General features: G+C 43.5%; 12 protein-coding genes. 11 read left to right on the plus strand and 1 reads right to left on the minus strand.

Annotated elements, in window-relative coordinates; translation table 11 throughout:
* Window positions 1-27 precede the first annotated feature (27 nt).
* The 10 genes from H8Z79_RS15975 (at window position 28) to H8Z79_RS16020 (ending at window position 15818) form a co-directional block, all read left to right on the plus strand.
* Window positions 28-966 carry a helix-turn-helix domain-containing protein gene (locus H8Z79_RS15975; RefSeq protein WP_015543542.1) on the plus strand — a complete coding sequence of 313 codons (939 nt, stop codon included), beginning with the start codon at window positions 28-30 and terminating at the stop codon, window positions 964-966.
* Between the two features lie 22 nt (window positions 967-988).
* Window positions 989-1501 (plus strand): hypothetical protein, encoded by a 513-nt coding sequence (locus H8Z79_RS15980; protein ID WP_330421929.1) that lies wholly within the window; start codon window positions 989-991, stop codon window positions 1499-1501.
* 330 nt (window positions 1502-1831) lie between these two features.
* Window positions 1832-3121, plus strand: a complete 1290-nt coding sequence (locus H8Z79_RS15985) for an ABC transporter substrate-binding protein (protein WP_015543544.1) — start codon at window positions 1832-1834, stop codon at window positions 3119-3121.
* A gap of 110 nt (window positions 3122-3231) precedes the next feature.
* Complete coding sequence (locus tag H8Z79_RS15990; RefSeq protein WP_118041428.1) at window positions 3232-4131, plus strand: carbohydrate ABC transporter permease; 900 nt, start codon at window positions 3232-3234, stop codon at window positions 4129-4131.
* Complete coding sequence (locus H8Z79_RS15995; protein WP_182001955.1) at window positions 4124-4951, plus strand: carbohydrate ABC transporter permease; 828 nt, start codon at window positions 4124-4126, stop codon at window positions 4949-4951. The genes H8Z79_RS15990 and H8Z79_RS15995 overlap by 8 nt, the downstream gene beginning before the upstream one ends.
* Before the next feature lie 186 nt (window positions 4952-5137).
* Window positions 5138-8182: a glycoside hydrolase family 2 TIM barrel-domain containing protein gene (locus tag H8Z79_RS16000; RefSeq protein ID WP_187002937.1), complete on the plus strand. Its 3045-nt coding sequence runs from the start codon at window positions 5138-5140 to the stop codon at window positions 8180-8182.
* An 11-nt stretch (window positions 8183-8193) separates the two neighbouring features.
* On the plus strand, window positions 8194-10218 hold the full coding sequence (locus tag H8Z79_RS16005; RefSeq protein WP_187002938.1) for a beta-galactosidase: 2025 nt from the start codon (window positions 8194-8196) through the stop codon (window positions 10216-10218).
* A 259-nt stretch (window positions 10219-10477) separates the two neighbouring features.
* Window positions 10478-11626, plus strand: a complete 1149-nt coding sequence (locus tag H8Z79_RS16010) for an exonuclease SbcCD subunit D (protein WP_225877039.1) — start codon at window positions 10478-10480, stop codon at window positions 11624-11626.
* Between the two features lies 1 nt (window position 11627).
* Window positions 11628-14816 carry an AAA family ATPase gene (locus H8Z79_RS16015; RefSeq protein ID WP_187002940.1) on the plus strand — a complete coding sequence of 1063 codons (3189 nt, stop codon included), beginning with the start codon at window positions 11628-11630 and terminating at the stop codon, window positions 14814-14816.
* Between the two features lie 15 nt (window positions 14817-14831).
* Window positions 14832-15818, plus strand: coding sequence for a DUF3878 family protein (locus H8Z79_RS16020; protein WP_118049774.1), 987 nt, complete (start codon window positions 14832-14834; stop codon window positions 15816-15818).
* Here H8Z79_RS16020 and H8Z79_RS16025 read toward each other — a convergent pair.
* On the minus strand, window positions 15815-17188 hold the full coding sequence (locus tag H8Z79_RS16025) for an MATE family efflux transporter (RefSeq protein ID WP_243008174.1): 1374 nt from the start codon (window positions 17186-17188) through the stop codon (window positions 15815-15817). The genes H8Z79_RS16020 and H8Z79_RS16025 overlap by 4 nt on opposite strands.
* A gap of 88 nt (window positions 17189-17276) precedes the next feature.
* Between H8Z79_RS16025 and H8Z79_RS16030 the strand changes: the two genes are divergently transcribed.
* Entirely contained in the window at window positions 17277-18515 is a 1239-nt protein-coding gene (locus H8Z79_RS16030) for an AGE family epimerase/isomerase (RefSeq protein ID WP_118050706.1), read from the plus strand.
* The last annotated feature ends 299 nt before the right edge of the window (window positions 18516-18814 follow it).

The raw sequence follows: 18814 nt of genomic DNA on the forward strand, positions 1-18814 counted from the left end.
AGTGTATTGCCGAAATGGAGTGAGTAAATGGCAAAAAAAAGAAGAAAACCGAAAATGGAGTTCCGCTATTACCAGATGTCAGCGGGAAGTCCGATCCTGGCGCTTCTTGGACAGAAGTGGGTCCAGAATTACGGGAATGATGTGGATTATCTTCACTTTCATAATTATCTTGAAATCGGGTACTGTTATGGCGGCAACGGACATATGGTGCTTGGTGAAGAGGAAGAACGTTTCTATGGAGGCATCGTTACGGTAATTCCGCCGAACTATCCGCATACGACAAACAGTGATATCGGTACGGTCAGTAAATGGGAATATCTGTTTATAGACGTTGAAGGATTTATGAAAAAATTTCTGGATAATCCGGTCAAGGCAGAAAAGGTGATTCAGCGTATCTATTCCAGGGCTTTGTTTTTTGAAGAGAAGGAGAATCTGTCTATCTCGGAAAAAATCCGCAAGATCATGGATATTATGAGAGATGGTGAAGAATTTTTTCTGGAGGAGGCGAAGGGAGTGCTTGCAGCACTTCTGGTAGAAATTGCCAGATTAAACAGAGGTTCGGGAGAGGACAAGGTTGCGGAAGATGCCGGTAAGCTTACCAATATGATCACCCGTGTATTGGATTATGTGTCATATCACTACATGGAGGATATCAAAGTAGAGGATCTGGCGAATATCTGTCATATCAGTGAGACGCATTTCCGGAGAGTGTTTACTTCCTACATGAAGATGAGCCCATTGGAATATATTAATACCGTACGTGTCTATACGGCATGTGAACTTCTGGAGACCACAGATGCCCCGGTTGCGGATATTGCTCACAAATGTGGGTTTACGACAAATTCGACATTTAACAGAAACTTTAAACAGCAGATGGGAGTCACTCCTCTCGAATGGCGGAAACGTCCGGAAAGCTATGAACAGCAGCTTCTGCGATTTAACATTCATTCAGAAAAAGGATGGTAAAAAAGAGAAAGGAATCATTGATATGTACGACTATAAGATTGTGGAGCAGGTTTCGAGAAAGAAAAAGAACATGTCCGGAGTTCTCCGGAAAGTAATGATTTTGTTTGCGGTGATCTTTGTGATCATGGGAATTGCAATATCCCAGTCCTTTATGCTGGCAGGATTTCTTCTTGCTGCGCTATATTTTGTGTTTGATATTTTCAGCCAGAAGGATTATGAGTACACTCTGGAAAATGATACACTCAGCATTGACGTGATCTATGGCAAAAAATACCGCAAGACTGCGCATGTACTGGAACTGAAAAACATGGAAGTAACTGCACCGCACTGGCATGAAAGTGTTGCGAAATACAAGAAAAACGGCGGTACGGAACAGTTGAAAAAATTTGACTATACCTCTTATGATGACAATATCCCGTACTATACAATGATCATCAAAGAAGACGGACGCAAGATTAAACTGCTTCTGGATCTTACAGAAGAGATGCTTCATACGATGAAAACACAACATCCTGAAAAGGTTTATTTTGCATAATTTCTTTGAAATTATGTGAAATGTGTACAAAAAATGAATGAAAAATTTATGAAATAAGAACAAAAGCCTCTCTTGTCGACAAGAAAAGTGTACAGAATGTCGAAAAGAGAGGATTTTTTTCATCAAAATGATATGAAGAAAAACGACAAAATACGAAAAACGAACAAAAAATACAAAACCAAAGGCTGTTCATAGTGCAAAATGGATAAAATGGTTGAAAATGCACATTATATGTGCGGTTATGCAAACTATATCAAAAAATGGGATGGTATAATCGGTTCATAAGCAATTCGGAAAAGAGAATACGCTTAATAAAAGGAGGACACATTCATGAAGAAAAAATTACTTGCAGTATTACTGACAGGCGTTATGGCAGCGTCTTTCGCAGGAACAGCCACAGTTGTTTCCGCTGATTCCGGAGATGACAATACATTAACCGTATGGGCATGGGACCAGAACTTCAATATCAAATCCATGCAGATGGCTGGTGAGCAGTACGCAAAAGACCACGAAGGATTCTCAGTAGATATTATCGAAACATCTTCTGATGACTGCCAGACAAAACTTACAACAGCAGCTAACGCTGGTGACTACAGCACACTTCCGGACATCGTTCTGATGCAGGACAACAGCTATCAGAAATATCTGAAGAGCTATCCGGACGCTTTCACAGATCTCAAAGATATGGATATCAACTGGGATGATTTCGGAAAACTGAAACAGTCCTACTCCATGGTAGATGATACACATTATGGTGTTCCGTTTGATAATGGTGCTGTTATTGCATGCTATCGTACAGATATCCTTGAAGAAGCCGGATATACACTGGATGACCTGACAGACATCACATGGTCCAAATTCATGGAAATCGGTAAAGACCTTCACGAAAAAACAGGTAAATACCTCCTTACAAGCGAAGCTACAGGCGGCGACACTCTGATGATGATGATGCAGTCCTGTGGAGCTAACTTCGTAAATGAAGACGGCGAAGCTTACATCGTTGGAAACGATGTTGCAGAAAAATGCATCAACCTTTATGTAGACCTCGTTAAAAATGATGTTGTTAAACTTGTAAACAACTGGGATGAATACATCGCAACAATCACAGGCGGCGAAGCAGCCGGTATCGTAAATGGTAACTGGATCACAGCTACTCTGATGGCTACAGAAGACCAGAAAGGTCTCTGGGAAATCACAACAATGCCTAAGGTTGATGACGTTGATACAGCTACAAACTATGCTAACAACGGTGGATCTTCCTGGTATATTACATCCAACTGCAAGAATGTAGAACTCGCAGAAGATTTCCTTGCAAGCACATTCGGTTCCAGCACAGACTTCTATGATGCAATCCTTCCGGTATCAGGTGCAATCTCCTGCTATCTGCCGGCTGGTGAATCTGAAGTTTACAATGAGCCAAACGAATTCTTCAACGGACAGGCAATCTTCTCAACAATTGTAGAATACTCTTCTCATATTCCGGAGTTCACAAAAACACCGTATCACTATGAAGCAAGAGAATGCGTCAACACAGCAGTTGTTAATATTGTAAATGGTACATCTGCAGAAGATGCTCTTCAGGAAGCACAGGATACACTTGCATTCAAGATGACAGAGTAATCTGGTTCTGAATCCTTAAGTGAAATCGAACTAAGTAGTAAGTAAAGTGAGCGCGGGGGACTGCTTGCAGTCCCCTGTCTTACGTTGAAGTTTTGAAAGGGGGAGTTCCTGTGAATTCCAAGAAAAAAGGCATGACTCTGGTTGCGAAACAGAGAGCTGCAGGCTGGTTATTCCTTGCACCTGCGTCTATCATGATCGCAGTTATGAGCTTTTATCCGATGATTCGTGCGTTCATCATTTCTTTACAGACGGGCGCTGGCGCAAATATGAGATTTGCAGAGCCAATTTTCAGTAACTACAAACGTATTCTGGCAGATAAAGTATTTCAGCAGTCTATTGTAAATACTTTCCTTTACCTGATCATTCAGGTGCCGATCATGCTCGTGCTTGCGATTCTTCTGGCACAGCTTCTGAACAACAAAGACCTGAAATTCAGAGGATTTTTCCGTACATGTGTATTCCTTCCATGTGCAACATCTCTGGTTTCCTATTCCCTGATTTTCCGTTCCATGTTTGCTACAGATGGTCTGATCAACAGTATTCTGATCAGACTTGGAATTTTATCGACAGGTTATAACTTCCTGGGTAACTCGACCAGTGCCAAGATTGTGATCATCCTTGCACTGATCTGGAGATGGACAGGATATAACATGGTATTTTATCTGGCAGGCCTGCAGAATATCGAATATTCTGTATATGAGGCGGCTAAGATTGATGGTGCGAACGGCTGGAAAACATTCTGGAAGATTACCGTTCCGCTTTTGAAACCGACAATTATCATGACATTTATCATGTCAATTAATGGTACACTGCAGTTGTTCGATGAGTCTGTCAACCTGACAAAAGGCGGACCGGCAAACTCCACAATTACAATGTCCCATTATGTTTACAATACATGTTTTATCAATGTACCGAATTTTGGATATGCATCAGCAATGTCATTCCTCATTTTCATTATGGTAGCCGTACTTGCATTTATCAACTTGAAAGTAGGTGATACACGTGACTAAGAAAAACAAATCAGCCATTCAGAGAAGATTGATTCCTACCTATATTTTTCTGATCATCGTGTCATTTATTTCGGTATTCCCGTTATACTGGATGATCTCAGCCGCAACTAATACATCAACAGATGTATCCCGTGGACGAATTATTCCGGGCAGCCACTTCATGGAAAACTTCCATAATCTGACAGCACAGCAGCCACTTTGGAGAGCACTTGGAAACTCTTTCTTCTATGCGATCCTCACTACAGTGATCTGTCTGCTGATCTGTTCTATCGCAGGATATGGATTTGAAGTATACCATGACAAAGGAAAAGACAGACTGTTTTCTATTCTGCTTCTTGCTATGATGGTTCCGCAGGTTGCAACTATGGTTCCGTTATTCAAGATGTTCTCTAAAGCAGGACTTCTGAATACAGCAGTTGGTTTTATCCTTCCGATCATTTCTACACCGTTTATGATCATGATGTTCCGTCAGAACGCAAGATCTTTCCCTGTAGATATTATCGAAGCAGCTCGTATTGATGGATTGAGTGAAGTAAGAATCTTCTTCCAGATGTTCATTCCTACTATGAAATCTACATATGCAGCTGCCGCAGTTATTACCTTTATGAATGCATGGAACTCTTACCTGTGGCCGAAGGTAATCATGACAGATAACAAAGCAATGACAATGCCAATGTTGATCGCAAACCTGATCACAGGTTATGTAACAGATTATGGTATGCTGATGTGCGGCGTATTATTCTGTTCCATCCCGACAATGGTTGTATTCTTCGTACTGCAGAAACAGTTCGCAGAAGGTATTACCGGAGCGGTTAAATAAATCAGCGGATTTCGAATGTTTGCAGAATTACCGGAATTGCGAAGCAATGAAGTAATTCGGGGAGTGTTACAACAACGAAATTTAAAAAAAGGATGCTGCGTGGTCCAGTGGGTATATTGCATAATATGTCCCGTACAGATTATGCAGCATCCTTTTTTGGCAAAATACAACAACAGGAGGATAAGAATGAAAACTTTTGATTATTCTTTAGTAAAAGATCCGCAGTATTTCAAAGACGGAAGAATGGACGCACATTCTGACCATACATATTACAGAGATGGGGAGGAAGCACAGGAAAAAGAAACTTCCTTCCGTTATGATCTCAACGGAATCTGGAAATTCCATTATGCCCGTAACTATGGAAGTGCTGTTCCGGGATTCGAAAAAGAAGAATATTGCTGCAAAGACTGGGATGATATCCGTGTACCGGCTCATATCCAGATGGAAGGATATGATGCGCCGCAGTATGCCAATGTACAGTATCCGTGGGAAGGCCATGAGGATATTCATCCGGGCGAGATTCCGGAGCATTTTAATCCGGTTGCAAGCTATGTAAAATACTTTGAAGTGCCGGAAGAAATGCAGGGAAAACGTCTCTTTATCTCTTTTCAGGGAGCAGAAAGCGGCATTGCATTATGGCTCAACGGACAGTTTGCAGGATATAGTGAAGACTCTTTTACACCGTCAGAATTTGAACTGACCGAGTATGTAAAAGAAGGCGAAAATAAACTTGCAGCACAGGTATTCAAATGGACAGCAAGCAGCTGGTGTGAGGACCAGGACTTCTTCCGCTTCTCCGGAATTTACAGAGATGTTTATCTTTATACTGTACCGGAAGTTCATATTTATGATCTTCAGATCCGTGCAATTCCGGATGAAACTTTAAGTACAGCAGCACTTGAAATCCGTACAAATACATGGGGTAAAGGTACAGTGAAAATTACACTTTCCAAAGATGGAGAGACTGTAATTGAAGACAAAAAAGCACTGGATGGCGAAGAAATCTACGCATGGAAAGTAGAAAATCCGGTGCTCTGGAGTGCAGAAGATCCGCAGCTTTATGATCTGAAAATGGAGGTATATAACGAGTCCGGTGAACTTCAGGAAGTGATTCCGCAGAAGGTTGGATTCCGTCGTTTCGAGATGAAAGACGGAATTATGACACTGAACGGCAAACGTATCGTATTCAAGGGTGTGAACCGTCATGAATTCAGTTCTGTGAGCGGACGTCATGTCTCCGAAGAAGAGCTTCGCAAAGACCTCAAGATTATGAAACAGAACAATATCAACGCGATCCGCACCTGTCATTATCCGGATGCATCTTTGATCTATGAACTCTGCGATGAGTACGGAATCTATATGATCGATGAGACAAATCTGGAATCTCACGGTTCCTGGGATATCGCAGAGTTTACAAAAGACTACACTTACGTTGTGCCGCACGATAACCCAGAATGGCTGGATATGATGCTTGACCGTGCAAACTCCATGTATCAGAGAGACAAGAATCATGCGGCAATCCTTATCTGGTCCTGTGGAAATGAGTCCTTCGGAGGAAAGGATATCTTTGAAATGTCACAGTTCTTCCATAAGGCAGACCCGACCCGTCTGGTCCACTATGAAGGAGTCTGCCATGATCGCAGATACAATGACACCAGTGACATGGAAAGCCAGATGTATCCGTCTGTAGAAGCAATTAAAGAGTTCCTTGCAAAGGACGATTCCAAACCGTTTGTCTGCTGTGAATATACACATGCAATGGGAAATTCCTGCGGTGCAATGCACAAATATACAGATCTGACAGATACAGAGCCGAAGTATCAGGGTGGATTTATCTGGGACTATATTGACCAGTCTATCTACAAAAAAGACCGCTACGGTAAAGAATTCCAGGCATACGGCGGTGACTTCGGAGAACGTCCGACAGACTATAATTTCAGTGGAAATGGTATTGCATACGGCGGAAACAGAGATGCTTCTCCGAAGATGCAGGAAGTGAAGTTCAATTACCAGAACATCACTGCAGAAGTCAGCGCAGACAGCGTAAAAGTCATCAACAAGAACCTGTTTGTGAATACAGATATTTTTGACTGCAAGGTTACGGTTGCGAAGGATGGTAAAGTGATTCGCAAGGCTTCTCTTGCGACAGCAGTTGCTCCGTTAAGTGAAAAAACTTATGCGCTTCCACTTACAAAAGAAGAGAAAGCAGGCGAATATGCAGTAACCGTTTCATTCCATCTGAAAGAGGATAAAGTGTGGGCAAAAGCAGGACATGAAGTTGCTTTCGGACAGTATGTATACAAGGTAGAAGTACCGAAAAAGGCATGCCCTGAAGGGGTGGAAGTGATTCGCAGCACACACAATATCGGTGTCAGAGGTGCCCATTTTGAAGTGCTTTTCTCCGTATTAAACGGTGGACTGACATCTTATAAATATGCCGGAAAAGAGATGATCGAGGCGATTCCGAAACCAAACTTCTGGCGTGCACCAACTGACAACGACTGTGGAAATCTTATGGGAATGCGCTATGGACAGTGGAAACTTGCCAGCATGTACTTAAGCCATAAAGACTTCCGCAAGGGACCATATGGCCCGGGAAATATGCCTGAGGTTGAGACTGCAGAGAAGACTGTAAAGGTAACTTACACATATCTTATGCCGACTACACCGACCAGTGAATGTAAGCTTTCCTATGAAGTGTTCGGCGATGGAAGAGTAAAAACAACGCTTACTTATGATCCTGTCAAGGAACTTGGAGATATGCCGGAATTTGGTGTGATCTTCAAATTCAATGCAGATTATGACCGCGTAGAATGGTATGGACTTGGTGAGACAGAAACCTATTCTGACCGTAAAAAAGGTGCAAAACTCGGTATCTATGCAAACAAAGTTGCAGACAATATGGCAAGATACATGGTTCCACAGGAATGTGGTGCAAAAGAAGAAGTTCGCTGGGCAAAAGTAACTGACCGTAAGGGCAGAGGAATGCTCTTTGAGATGGATGAACACAACGGACCGATGATGTTCTCCGCACTTCCATATACTCCACATGAGATGGAAAATGCAATGCATCCATATGAGCTTCCGGAAGTTCATTATACGGTTGTACGTGTAGCAAAAGATCAGATGGGTATCGGCGGTGATGACAGTTGGGGCGCTCGTACACATGAAGAATATTTGCTGAAGACCGACAAAAAAATGGAATTTTCCTTTGTATTTAAAGGACTTTAAGAGGAGAAAAAATGGCTAAACAGATTAAATACGGACGTTATCTTCACGGTGGAGATTATAACCCGGAGCAGTGGCTTGACCGCCCGGATATTCTTCAGAAAGACATCGAATATTTCAAAAAAGCTCATATTAACACTGTATCAGTAGGGATCTTTTCCTGGGCTGTTCTTGAACCTGAAGAAGGAAAATATAACTTCGACTGGCTGGAAGAAATCATCAATAATCTCTATAAAGAGGGGATTCATACCATTCTTGCAACTCCGTCAGGAGCAAGACCGAAATGGATGGCAGACAAATACGAAGAAGTCCTTCGTATGGACCCGGACAGAACAAGAAGATTCTTCGGCGGCAGACATAACCACTGCTTCACCTCTCCGGTATACAGAGAAAAGGTCCATGCGATCGATAAGAAGTTAGCTGAAAGATTCGGCAAACATCCGGCAGTTATGCTGTGGCATATTTCCAATGAATTTGGCGGTGAATGCCACTGCCCACTGTGTCAGGCGAAGTTCAGAGAGTGGCTGAAAGAGAAATACGGCACGATTGAAAACCTCAACAAACGCTGGTGTACCACATTCTGGAGTCATATCTACAACAGTTTTGATCAGATTGAAAGTCCGTCCACAAAAGGTGAAAATGAACTTCATGCTCTGAAACTTGACTGGAAACGTTTTGTGACAGACCAGACGATCGACTTTATCAAAAATGAAGTAGATGCAATCCGTGAGGGTGGTTCTGAACTGCCTGTAACCGCAAATCTGATGTATGATTATGACGGTCTTGATTACAAGAAATTCAAAGATGTTCTTGATATTGTGTCATGGGATAACTACCCGGGATGGCACAAAAAAGAAGAATATGTTACAGCTGTTGATGTGGCAATGCAGCATGACCTGATGCGCAGTATCAAGAAAGCACCGTTCTTTCTGATGGAATCCTGTCCGTCTGCAACCAACTGGAAACCGATCAATAAACTTAAGAAACCGGGAATGCTTCTGGCAGGATCGCTGCAGGCAGTTGCTCACGGTTCTGACAGTGTTCTGTACTTCCAACTCCGCCAGAGCCAGGGGGCTTCAGAGAAATTCCACGGTGCGGTGATCGATCATTACGGCAAAGATGATACTCGTGTTTTCCGTGAAGTGACAGAGGTTGGAGAAGCTCTGGAACAGATTCAGGAAACGGTTGGAACTAACATGAAGTCTCAGGCAGCGGTACTCTATGACCGTGAAAATGACTGGGCAATCGCAGATGTACAGGGACCGCGAAATGAAGATATGCATTATCGTGAAAATGTGCAGAAGAACTACCGCGCGCTGAGAGAACAGGGATTGAATGTAGATATTATCGCGATGGAACATGACCTTGCAGACTACAAAGTCCTGGCAGCTCCGATGGCATATATGTTCAGGGACGGCTACGAAGAAAAACTCCGCACTTACGTAGAAAACGGCGGAACGCTGGTACTTTCCTACTGGTCAGGGCTGGTAGACGGCACAGACAAATGTTTCCTTGACGGAACTCCATATGGTCTGATGGACGTAACCGGAATTCGCAGCGCAGAGATAGATGCGCTGTATGACTGGGAAGAAAACCATGCAATTCCGGAGAAGGGAAGTCATCTCGGAATCAGTAATGTATATACCTGCAAAAATCTCTGTGAACTGGTTGAAGTTTCTGATGCAGAAGTGTTGATGCGCTACGGCGAAGATTTCTATCAGGGATATCCGGTACTGACACACAAAACATTCGGCAAAGGTCACGTATACTATGTATGCGCTGATATGGAACTTGGATTCTATCAGGATTTCTACGGCAGAGTAGCAGCAGAAGCCGGACTGAAATCCCCGGTCGAATTCATTCCGGAAGGTGTTTCAGTAACAGTCAGAGAAAGTGATGACACAGAATATCTCTTCATCCAGAACTACGCGCGTAAGCCACAGACCGTTGCTGTTCCGGCAGAATATGAACTGCTCTACGGAACTGAAAGCGAAGTCATGGCACCGCTTCAGACAAGGATTTTGAAGAAAAGTAAATAAAACAAAAACAAGGGGACTGTCGAGGCAGTCCCCTTGTTATATGATTTTGTGAGAACAAAGAAAGTTTACAGTTAAAAATAGATATTGCAGATTGTTGCGTACAGTGAATAAAAACTGTTTGAAAGAGAAAATCCAACCAGATTGAAGTTGAATTGTGAAAATGGTATGATATTGATAACTGTTTACAGAGGCATCATATTGAAAATAATGGGTCAGAAGTGCTGAGATGGAGCTGCTTCTGTTGGAAAAGGAGCTGTGTATGAAATTTTTTCATTTATCGGATCTGCATATAGGATTGAAACTGATGAACCGGGATCTTCGGGAAGATCAGGAATATATATTGGATGAAATTACAGAACTGGCGCGCAGGGAACGGCCGGATGCGGTGGTAATTGCGGGTGACATTTACGATAAGGCAGTTCCGTCAGCGGAGGCGGTGGAGGTTTTTGACCGTTTTTTGGTCGGACTCACCGAAGCAGTGCCGGATGCGGTTATTATGATGATCAGCGGGAACCACGACAGTGCTCCGAGAGTCAACTGTTTCCGCAAAGTCCTTTCCGGGCAGAACATCTATATGGTGGGACAGCCGCCGCGTACAGAGTCAGAATATATCGAAAAAGTAACACTGAATGATGCGTACGGAGAGGTGAATTTTTATCTGCTTCCGTTTGTGAAACCGTCCATGGTAAAACAGATCACAGGTACGGATAAAAACGGAAATAATCTTTCTTATAATGAGACATTGCATCGGCTGATCGATCGTGAAACCATCAATCAGAACAAGAGAAATGTGCTGGTCAGTCATCAGTTTTATCTCCCGACGGGTAAAAAGGCAGAAGAAATTGAACGTATGGATTCTGAGATGCGCACCGTCGGAAATATTGATGAGGTATCTGTGGATGTGTTGGGAAATTTTGATTATGCAGCACTCGGACACATCCACAAACCAATGAAAGTCGGGAGTGAATTTTACCGTTATTGTGGTACACCGCTTGCCTGTTCCGTAAGCGAGGCACAGCAGCAAAAAGGTGTAGTCATGGTCGAAATGGAAGAAAAAGGAAGCACAAAAATGACGATTCTTCCACTGACACCGCTGCATCAGGTGAGAGTCATAAAAGGGACACTGGAAGAAGTATTACGGGAAGCCAGTGGGGATTATGTGACAGTTATTCTGACGGATACAGTTGATCTTGATGTGATCGATATGCAGGAGAGAATCCGCCTGGCATTTCCGAATCTTCTTGAAATCCGCAGAGAAAATCAGCGAAAAGCAGATTACAGCAGAAATATTCAGGAAGAAGAATTACTGGATCCGTACGAACTGTGCTGTTCTTTCCTGAAGGAGATCGATGACGAAGAAAAGTTGATTCTGCAGGATGTACTTCATACTGTTCAGGGGGTGAAATAACATGAAACCTTTGAAACTGAAAATGCAGGCATTTGGGTCTTATGGTGAGGAAACCCTGATCGATTTTGAAAAAGTAAATCAGAATCTTTTCCTTATTACAGGCGATACCGGAGCAGGAAAAACAACGATTTTTGACGCGATCGTGTTTGCACTGTATGGTGAAGCAAGTTCCTCTGCAAACAAAAAAGAGGGTGTGGTTTTGCAGAGTCAGTATGTCGATTTTGCAAAAGAACCTTTCGTGGAGCTTACCTTTTCGGAGGGTAATAACGCAGACAGTGAAATCTATACAGTACGTCGTGTTCCGCGTCATCTGAAGCCGATTACAAGAGGGGCCGGCAAGGGAGGACAGCGCGAAATTACAGGTTCTGTCAGCCTTATTGTGCCGGATGGAATGGAATATCCGTCCAAAGAAGCAGACAGTAAACTGCAGGAAATTGTGGGCCTTACAAAGAGTCAGTTTATGCAGGTTGCAATGATCGCGCAGGGGGAATTTATGGATCTTCTCCGTGCGAAATCAGATGATAAAAAGGTCATTTTCCGGAAGCTTTTTAACACAGAAATGTATCAGGATATTGTGACGGAACTGGGGAACCGCAAGCGGGAAAAAGATAAAGAAATTGCGATTTTAAAGACGCAGTGCCAGACTGAGGCTGTCCGGATCCGGATACCTGAAACATATGAACTTCAGAAAGAAATGCAGCAGTCGAGGAGACAGATTGAAGAAGGTCAGACGGCAGGACTTGCTGATTTTATGGACAGATTGGGAGCTCTCTGTAACTGGATGAAAAAGGAACTTGAGATCGCAGAGAGCGCATATAAGGAAGTGGAATGTGCCCGGACCAGTAAGGGAGAGGAGCTTGCAAAAGCGGAAGAACTTCTGAAATGGTTTGTTCAGTTTGAAAAGGCAGAGGAAGAACTGCAAAGATATGAGGCACAGGAACCGGAGATGATCCGTGCGAAAGAGCTGGCGGGGCAGATCCGTGCGGTTTATGAAATCGCAGAAAAATATAACCAGTATCATGAAGCAGAAACGACATGGACAGACAGTGTCCGGGTTTTGAAAGAGTGGGAAGAAAAAATACCGAAACTTCTGGAAACGTTAAAGGCAACACAAACAACAGAAAAAACGGAGCACCAAAAGTATAATCAGGAAATAGAAAGATACAGTATAATCAGCGAAAAAGTGCGAAAATCCCGTGAAATCCTCAATGCGATCAGGCAGAAAGAAAGAGAAATTACAGCAGATAAGAGGGCGGCAGAGAACGCAGAGAAGGATTTTGCAGAAGCGGAAACTGCGCTTGAAAATCAGGAAAAACAGGAAGCTGAGTGGAAAAAAGAAAGTGATAAACTGGCGGATACGGATAAAATGCTGGCGGGGTGGGAAGCCGGAAGTCAGGAAGCAGAAAGTCTTCGTCAGGAACTGGATGCGGTGTCAGATATCCGCGATCAGGCGGGAGAAAGCCTTGCGAAAGCAAAGAAAAAACTGGAAATTTATGCAAAAACCAGTAAGGAATATCAGGAACATAAGGACAGCTATGAGAAGATGCGGCAGATGTTTCTGAATGAGCAGGCAGGAATGCTTGCAGCTGATCTGAAACCGGGGATCCCCTGTCCGGTCTGTGGTTCGACAGATCATCCACATCCGTTCGCAGGAGCGGTGGATCATGTGGATATCTCACCTGAAAAACTTCAAAAAATAGCAGAAGATGTGGAAAACCTCCGTACAAAACAGGAACAGGCGGCAAACGAATCCCATGCGGCAAAGACCAGGTATGAGACAAGAAAAGAGAACTTTGTGGAGGCGGTCGGCAGACTTCGTAACCGCATGCAAAAGAGCATTCCGGAGATTCAGAAAGATGCCGGATTATCCGAAATGAATGAAGCACTTAAAATCTGGAAAAACGCTATAGATCGTTCACTGAAAACATTGAAAAAAGATGCGGAGAAACTTGGAAAAATCCGTGAACTTCTTCAGAATGCGGATGATCAACGCGGAAAACTGAAAGAAAAACTCGAACTTTGTCGAACGGCACAGACAGAAGCTGCCAGAAAGCTTACAGAAGATACGGCACAGTTAAACAGTTTCCGCACATCCTGTGAGTTTGCATCAGAAAAAGAAGCTTCTGATACATTGGAAAAAGCAGAAATTGCAAAGCAGGCATCAGAAAAAATTTACAAAAGAGCAGCAGATGCACTCGATGCAGCATCATCTGCGAAACAAAATGCGGAGACATTGATCACGAAATATCAGAAAGAAATACCTGCGCAGGAGGAGAATTTTGCAGTGAAAAAAGCTGCATATATGGACTTTATGCAGGAGAAACAGATGACTGAGGAAGCGTGGAAACAGCTTGCGAAAGAAAACAGCAGGGATGATGAAAAGGAACTGACAGATACAGTCAATGCGTACAGGGAAGCGAAAGCAGCAGCGATTGCGCAGAAAAAAGCAGCAAATGAGGCGATTGGCGAAGCACAGAAACCGGATCTTGACAAGATAAAAGCAGAAAAAGAAGAGACGGAAACTGTTTATCAAATGGCAGAAAAGAAGTACAATCAGTTAAAAATGGACTGCAAAAACAATCAGGAAATTTTTACCGCATTGTCTGCGCGGATGGAGAAACGCAAAGCAGTTGTAGAGGAACATGCACGGATCGATACACTGTACCGCATGACATCCGGAAATGTGAGCGGTTCGCGAATGGATCTGGAAACTTTTGTACAGAGATATTATCTGGAAAGAATCCTATATGCAGCGAACCGACGTTTTCAGGAAATGTCGGCAGGACAGTTTGAACTTCGGATGTATGATCTCAAAAAAGCCGGTGAGGGTAAAAACAGAGGTCTTGATCTGATGGTGTATTCCACGGTGACAGGAAAAGAGCGTGAAGTACGGACACTTTCCGGCGGAGAATCCTTTATGGCGGCATTGTCCCTTGCGCTTGGCATGGCAGATCAGATCCAGCAGAGCTCAGCGGCCATCAATTTGGATATGATGTTTATCGATGAGGGCTTTGGCTCGCTCGATGAACATTCCAGAAACCAGGCAGTTCGTGTATTACAGGAGATGGCGGAAGGATCAAGACTGATCGGAATCATTTCCCATGTATCGGAGCTGAAACAGGAGATAGAAGATCAGCTGATCGTCACAAAGGATGAAAACGGAAGTCATGTGAAATGGCAGATCAGTTAAGAGGTATCAGGAAAAATGACACAGGAAACATTGAAAAAACTGGCGCAATTGCTGGAACAGGATCAGTTTGAACTGATTTTGCCGGAAAATGTGCAGCCAGATGAAACAAAAATAGAAGGTGAGGGGACACGAGGCAGAGATATCCGACTTGTATATCTGATGAATGATGCAGCAGAAAGCTTTCTGGTATTTCGAAATGCCCGGATGACGGGAGAGTATCACAGTGAATATCAAGGGCAGCTACAGGCCACGATGAACCGGCAGGCGGACGGGTATGTAATGGTCGTCAGACAGGGGGCGACAGTGTTGACTCTGTTTTTTGAAGATATTGATCTGGAAGTACATTTATATGAATATGCATATACCGGTCATTTCTGGGTGAAGAAATATGAGTATCTCCGCCAGCTGGAATACCGTCTGGCAATTTTGCGGGACAAGCGTGATTATCTTGGAGAAGAGTACTGTACTGAAGAGGAAAAAGAACTGTCGGTGCTTGTGGAATTTCCTCCGTTAAATTACTGCTGTTATCCGGCTGTCCCGGAAAAGTATATCGTGCCACGGGAAAATCCCTGGATCCCGTCAGAAAAAGCCATTATTTATATGAAAAAACTTGCTGTGGAGTGCAGAGATGTTTATTTTGAAAAAATGCTGGAGACATATCGGAAACGTCCGACAAAATTCCGGGCAAAAAGAATCGCAGCCATGCTTCACAAAACAAAACATGCTGCGGTTGTGGATCACCTGACGCAAAAACTTCAGGATGCAACGAAAGGATATAAAAGGCGATTTCCGGGAGAGGCTTTAGAAAAAGCTTATCAGGAAGTGCTTGCAAGAGTAAAAAAGCGGCAGTCAGAACTAAAAAATCAAGGAATCCGCGCAGATATTTTACGTGAAGAACCCTTCACGATTGCGCGTGACTCCCTGGATTATAAACTGTATCTTATGATATGGAAAGAACGCCGGGGAAATCGAATAACAGAGATAGAAGAATATATCTGTTAAGCGTTTTTCATTTTACCGAGCTCTTTTCTGGCAAAAACGACTGCAAGTATAAAAGCCGCGGTATCAGCAATCGGACCGGCATACATTACTCCGTCGATTCCCATAAACATCGGAAAGATTACAACGAGTGGCAGCAGGAAGATTACCTGTCTTGTTAATGACATGATGATACCGAGAGTGGCCTTTCCTATAGAAGTAAAAAATCCTGCAGACATTGGCTGAATTCCGTTGGCAAATGTCAGGAGCATAAAAATCCGCAGATATTTTTCGGCGAATTTAAAATACAGATCACTTCCGCCACCGAACATTCCGACGATCTGGTGTGGGAAAAGCTGGAAGCAAAGGAAAAAAATCGTGGCGATAATTGTACAGGCAGTTGCAGAGTAGCGGTATGTCTGACGCACGCGGTCATATTTTCTGGCTCCGTAATTAAATCCCCAGATAGGCTGCGCACCCTGTGAGATTCCGATGCAGATTGCGAGAAATACCATATTTACTTTTGAAACAATGCCGACACAGGCAATCGGAATGTCACTTCCATAGACAGAAGCGGCACCGTAATAGCGGAGAATGTTATTCATAACAATCTGTACAGCCGCAATGGCAATCTGATTGATACCGGATGCAAGTCCGAGCGAAGTGATCGCACGCAGGTGTTTAAGTTTTGGCTTCAGCATGCTGCGGTCAAGGTACATCTTACGGAATTTTGTAAAGTAGATCACGACAAGGATTGCAGATACAACCTGCCCGATCACGGTTGCCCATGCACCGCCTTTGATTCCCCATTTAAAACCAAAAATAAACAATGGGTCAAGAATCGTATTGATAATTGCACCGGTCAGGGTACACATCATGGAATACGTAGGGCTGCGGTCGGCGCGGATAAGATGGTTTCCGCCGACGGACAAAGTAAAAAACGGAAGACCGATGGCGATGATGCTTACATAGTCTGTGGCATAAGGCATAACTGTGTCTGTCGCTCCGAAGAAAACGAGCAGCGGATGCAAAAAAAGCAAAATGATCGCGGCAACCGATACACCGGTGATGACAAGCGTTGTCAGTGCACTTCCGGCAATTTCGCTTGCTTTGTGCTCTTTGCCGGCGCCCATTTCGAGATTGTAGTTGGATGCGCCGCCGATACCGAGGAGCAGTGCGGCAGCAGTTGAAATCGTTGTGACCGGAAATGCGATGTTTGTTGCAGCGTTTCCGAGCATTCCGACACCCTGACCGATAAAAATCTGGTCGACAATATTATAAAGTGCATTGACCAGCATACTGATGATCGCAGGTATCGCAAATTTGGCGAGAAGACTGCCGACTGGCGCAATTCCCAGAGGATTGTCTGCATTTGTTGTATTGGATGGATTCAAAATAACGACCTCTTTCTTCTATAGTAATGTGATATAATATCACAGAACCCAGTATAACACAAAAAATAAAGAATGTGGGAGGGGAATTATGGAGCAAAAATATTTGATTGACACAGAAGAAAATAAAATGTTTCTGAAGGAGATACGAGAAAATCTGCTGAACTTTGGACATCGTTTCCCGGCACCGGACGGGACCTGCTATTATCTTGGAGATGATGGTACTCCATGGAAAATACGTAACCGCGATACATATGAGACATGCAGGATGCCTCATGTCTATACAATCGGGAAATATCTGGGACATGAAGGCAGCGAAGAACTGATCGATGCCGCGATAAAGGGACTGAGAGGTGCGGCGAAGGATAAGGAAAACGGCGGGTGGTTTTCATCGGTTACACCTGATGGAGGACATGTAGAAAACAAGCTCTGCTATGTACATGCATTTGTGATTCTTGCTGCTTCAGATGCTGTTCTGGCAGAATATCCGGAGGGCAAAGAATTACTGCGGGATGCACTGGATACATATGACCGCTATTTCTGGAATGAAGAAGCAGGAATGGCGTGTGATACATGGAATACAGAATTTACCGTGCTGGATTCGTACAGAGGTTTAAATGCCAATATGCATACAGTAGAAGCTTTTCTGGCAGCAGCCGATGTGACTGGAGACGAAAGGTATCGTGTGAGATGTGGACGGATTATCAGACATGTGATCGGCTGGGCTGCCGATAATGAATGGAGGATTCCGGAACATTATACAAGTGACTGGAAACCGGATCTGGAATGTAACAGAGACCATCCGGATGATCAGTTCAAACCATATGGGGCAACACCGGGACATGGACTGGAATGGGCGAGACTGATTATACAGTGGGCGCTTTCTACTTATAAAAAAGATGATAAAAAAGCAGATTTGTATATTGAGTCGGCAGAGAAGCTTTTTGACAGAGCTGTGAAGGACGGCTGGAATGCGGATGGTGAACCGGGCATTGTATATACCACGGACTGGAATGGCAAACCGGTAGTCCATGACAGGATGCACTGGGTACTTGCAGAAGCCATCAATACATCCGCAGTGCTCTGGCATGTTACCGGAAAACAGAAATACGCCGATGCTTATGCTGGATTTATGGAATATCTGGACGAAAAAGTACTGGATCATAAAAATGGTTCCTGGTTTCATCAGATGGATTGTAACAATGTACCGAGCAATACTGTATGGCCGGGCAAACCGGATCTTTATCATGCAGTGCAGGCAACATTGATTCCTTATTATGTGCCGGATCTTTCGATTGCGGTTGCTGTCAAAGAAGGAAAAAGGATATAGGAAAAATAAATTGACTTTTTTCAAAAAATGTGTTGACAGCCCGGTTAGAAAGTGTTATTCTAACTGAGCTGTCACGAAGAATTGTTTCTTCTGAATAAACAATTTGAAATGTTTTGAAAAAAGCAAAAAAAGTTGTTGACAATCCGGTGAGGATGTGATAGAGTAAACAAGTCGCCTGAGAGCGACGCACAAACATCAAAAAAGCTTCGAAAAAACTTGAAAAAAGTACTTGACAAGCACTGATGAATGTGATAAAGTAAACGAGCTGTCTGAGAGACAGTCAGTTAAGAACCTTGATA

The organism is Blautia intestinalis (assembly GCF_014297355.1).
Classification (GTDB): domain Bacteria; phylum Bacillota; class Clostridia; order Lachnospirales; family Lachnospiraceae; genus Blautia_A; species Blautia_A intestinalis.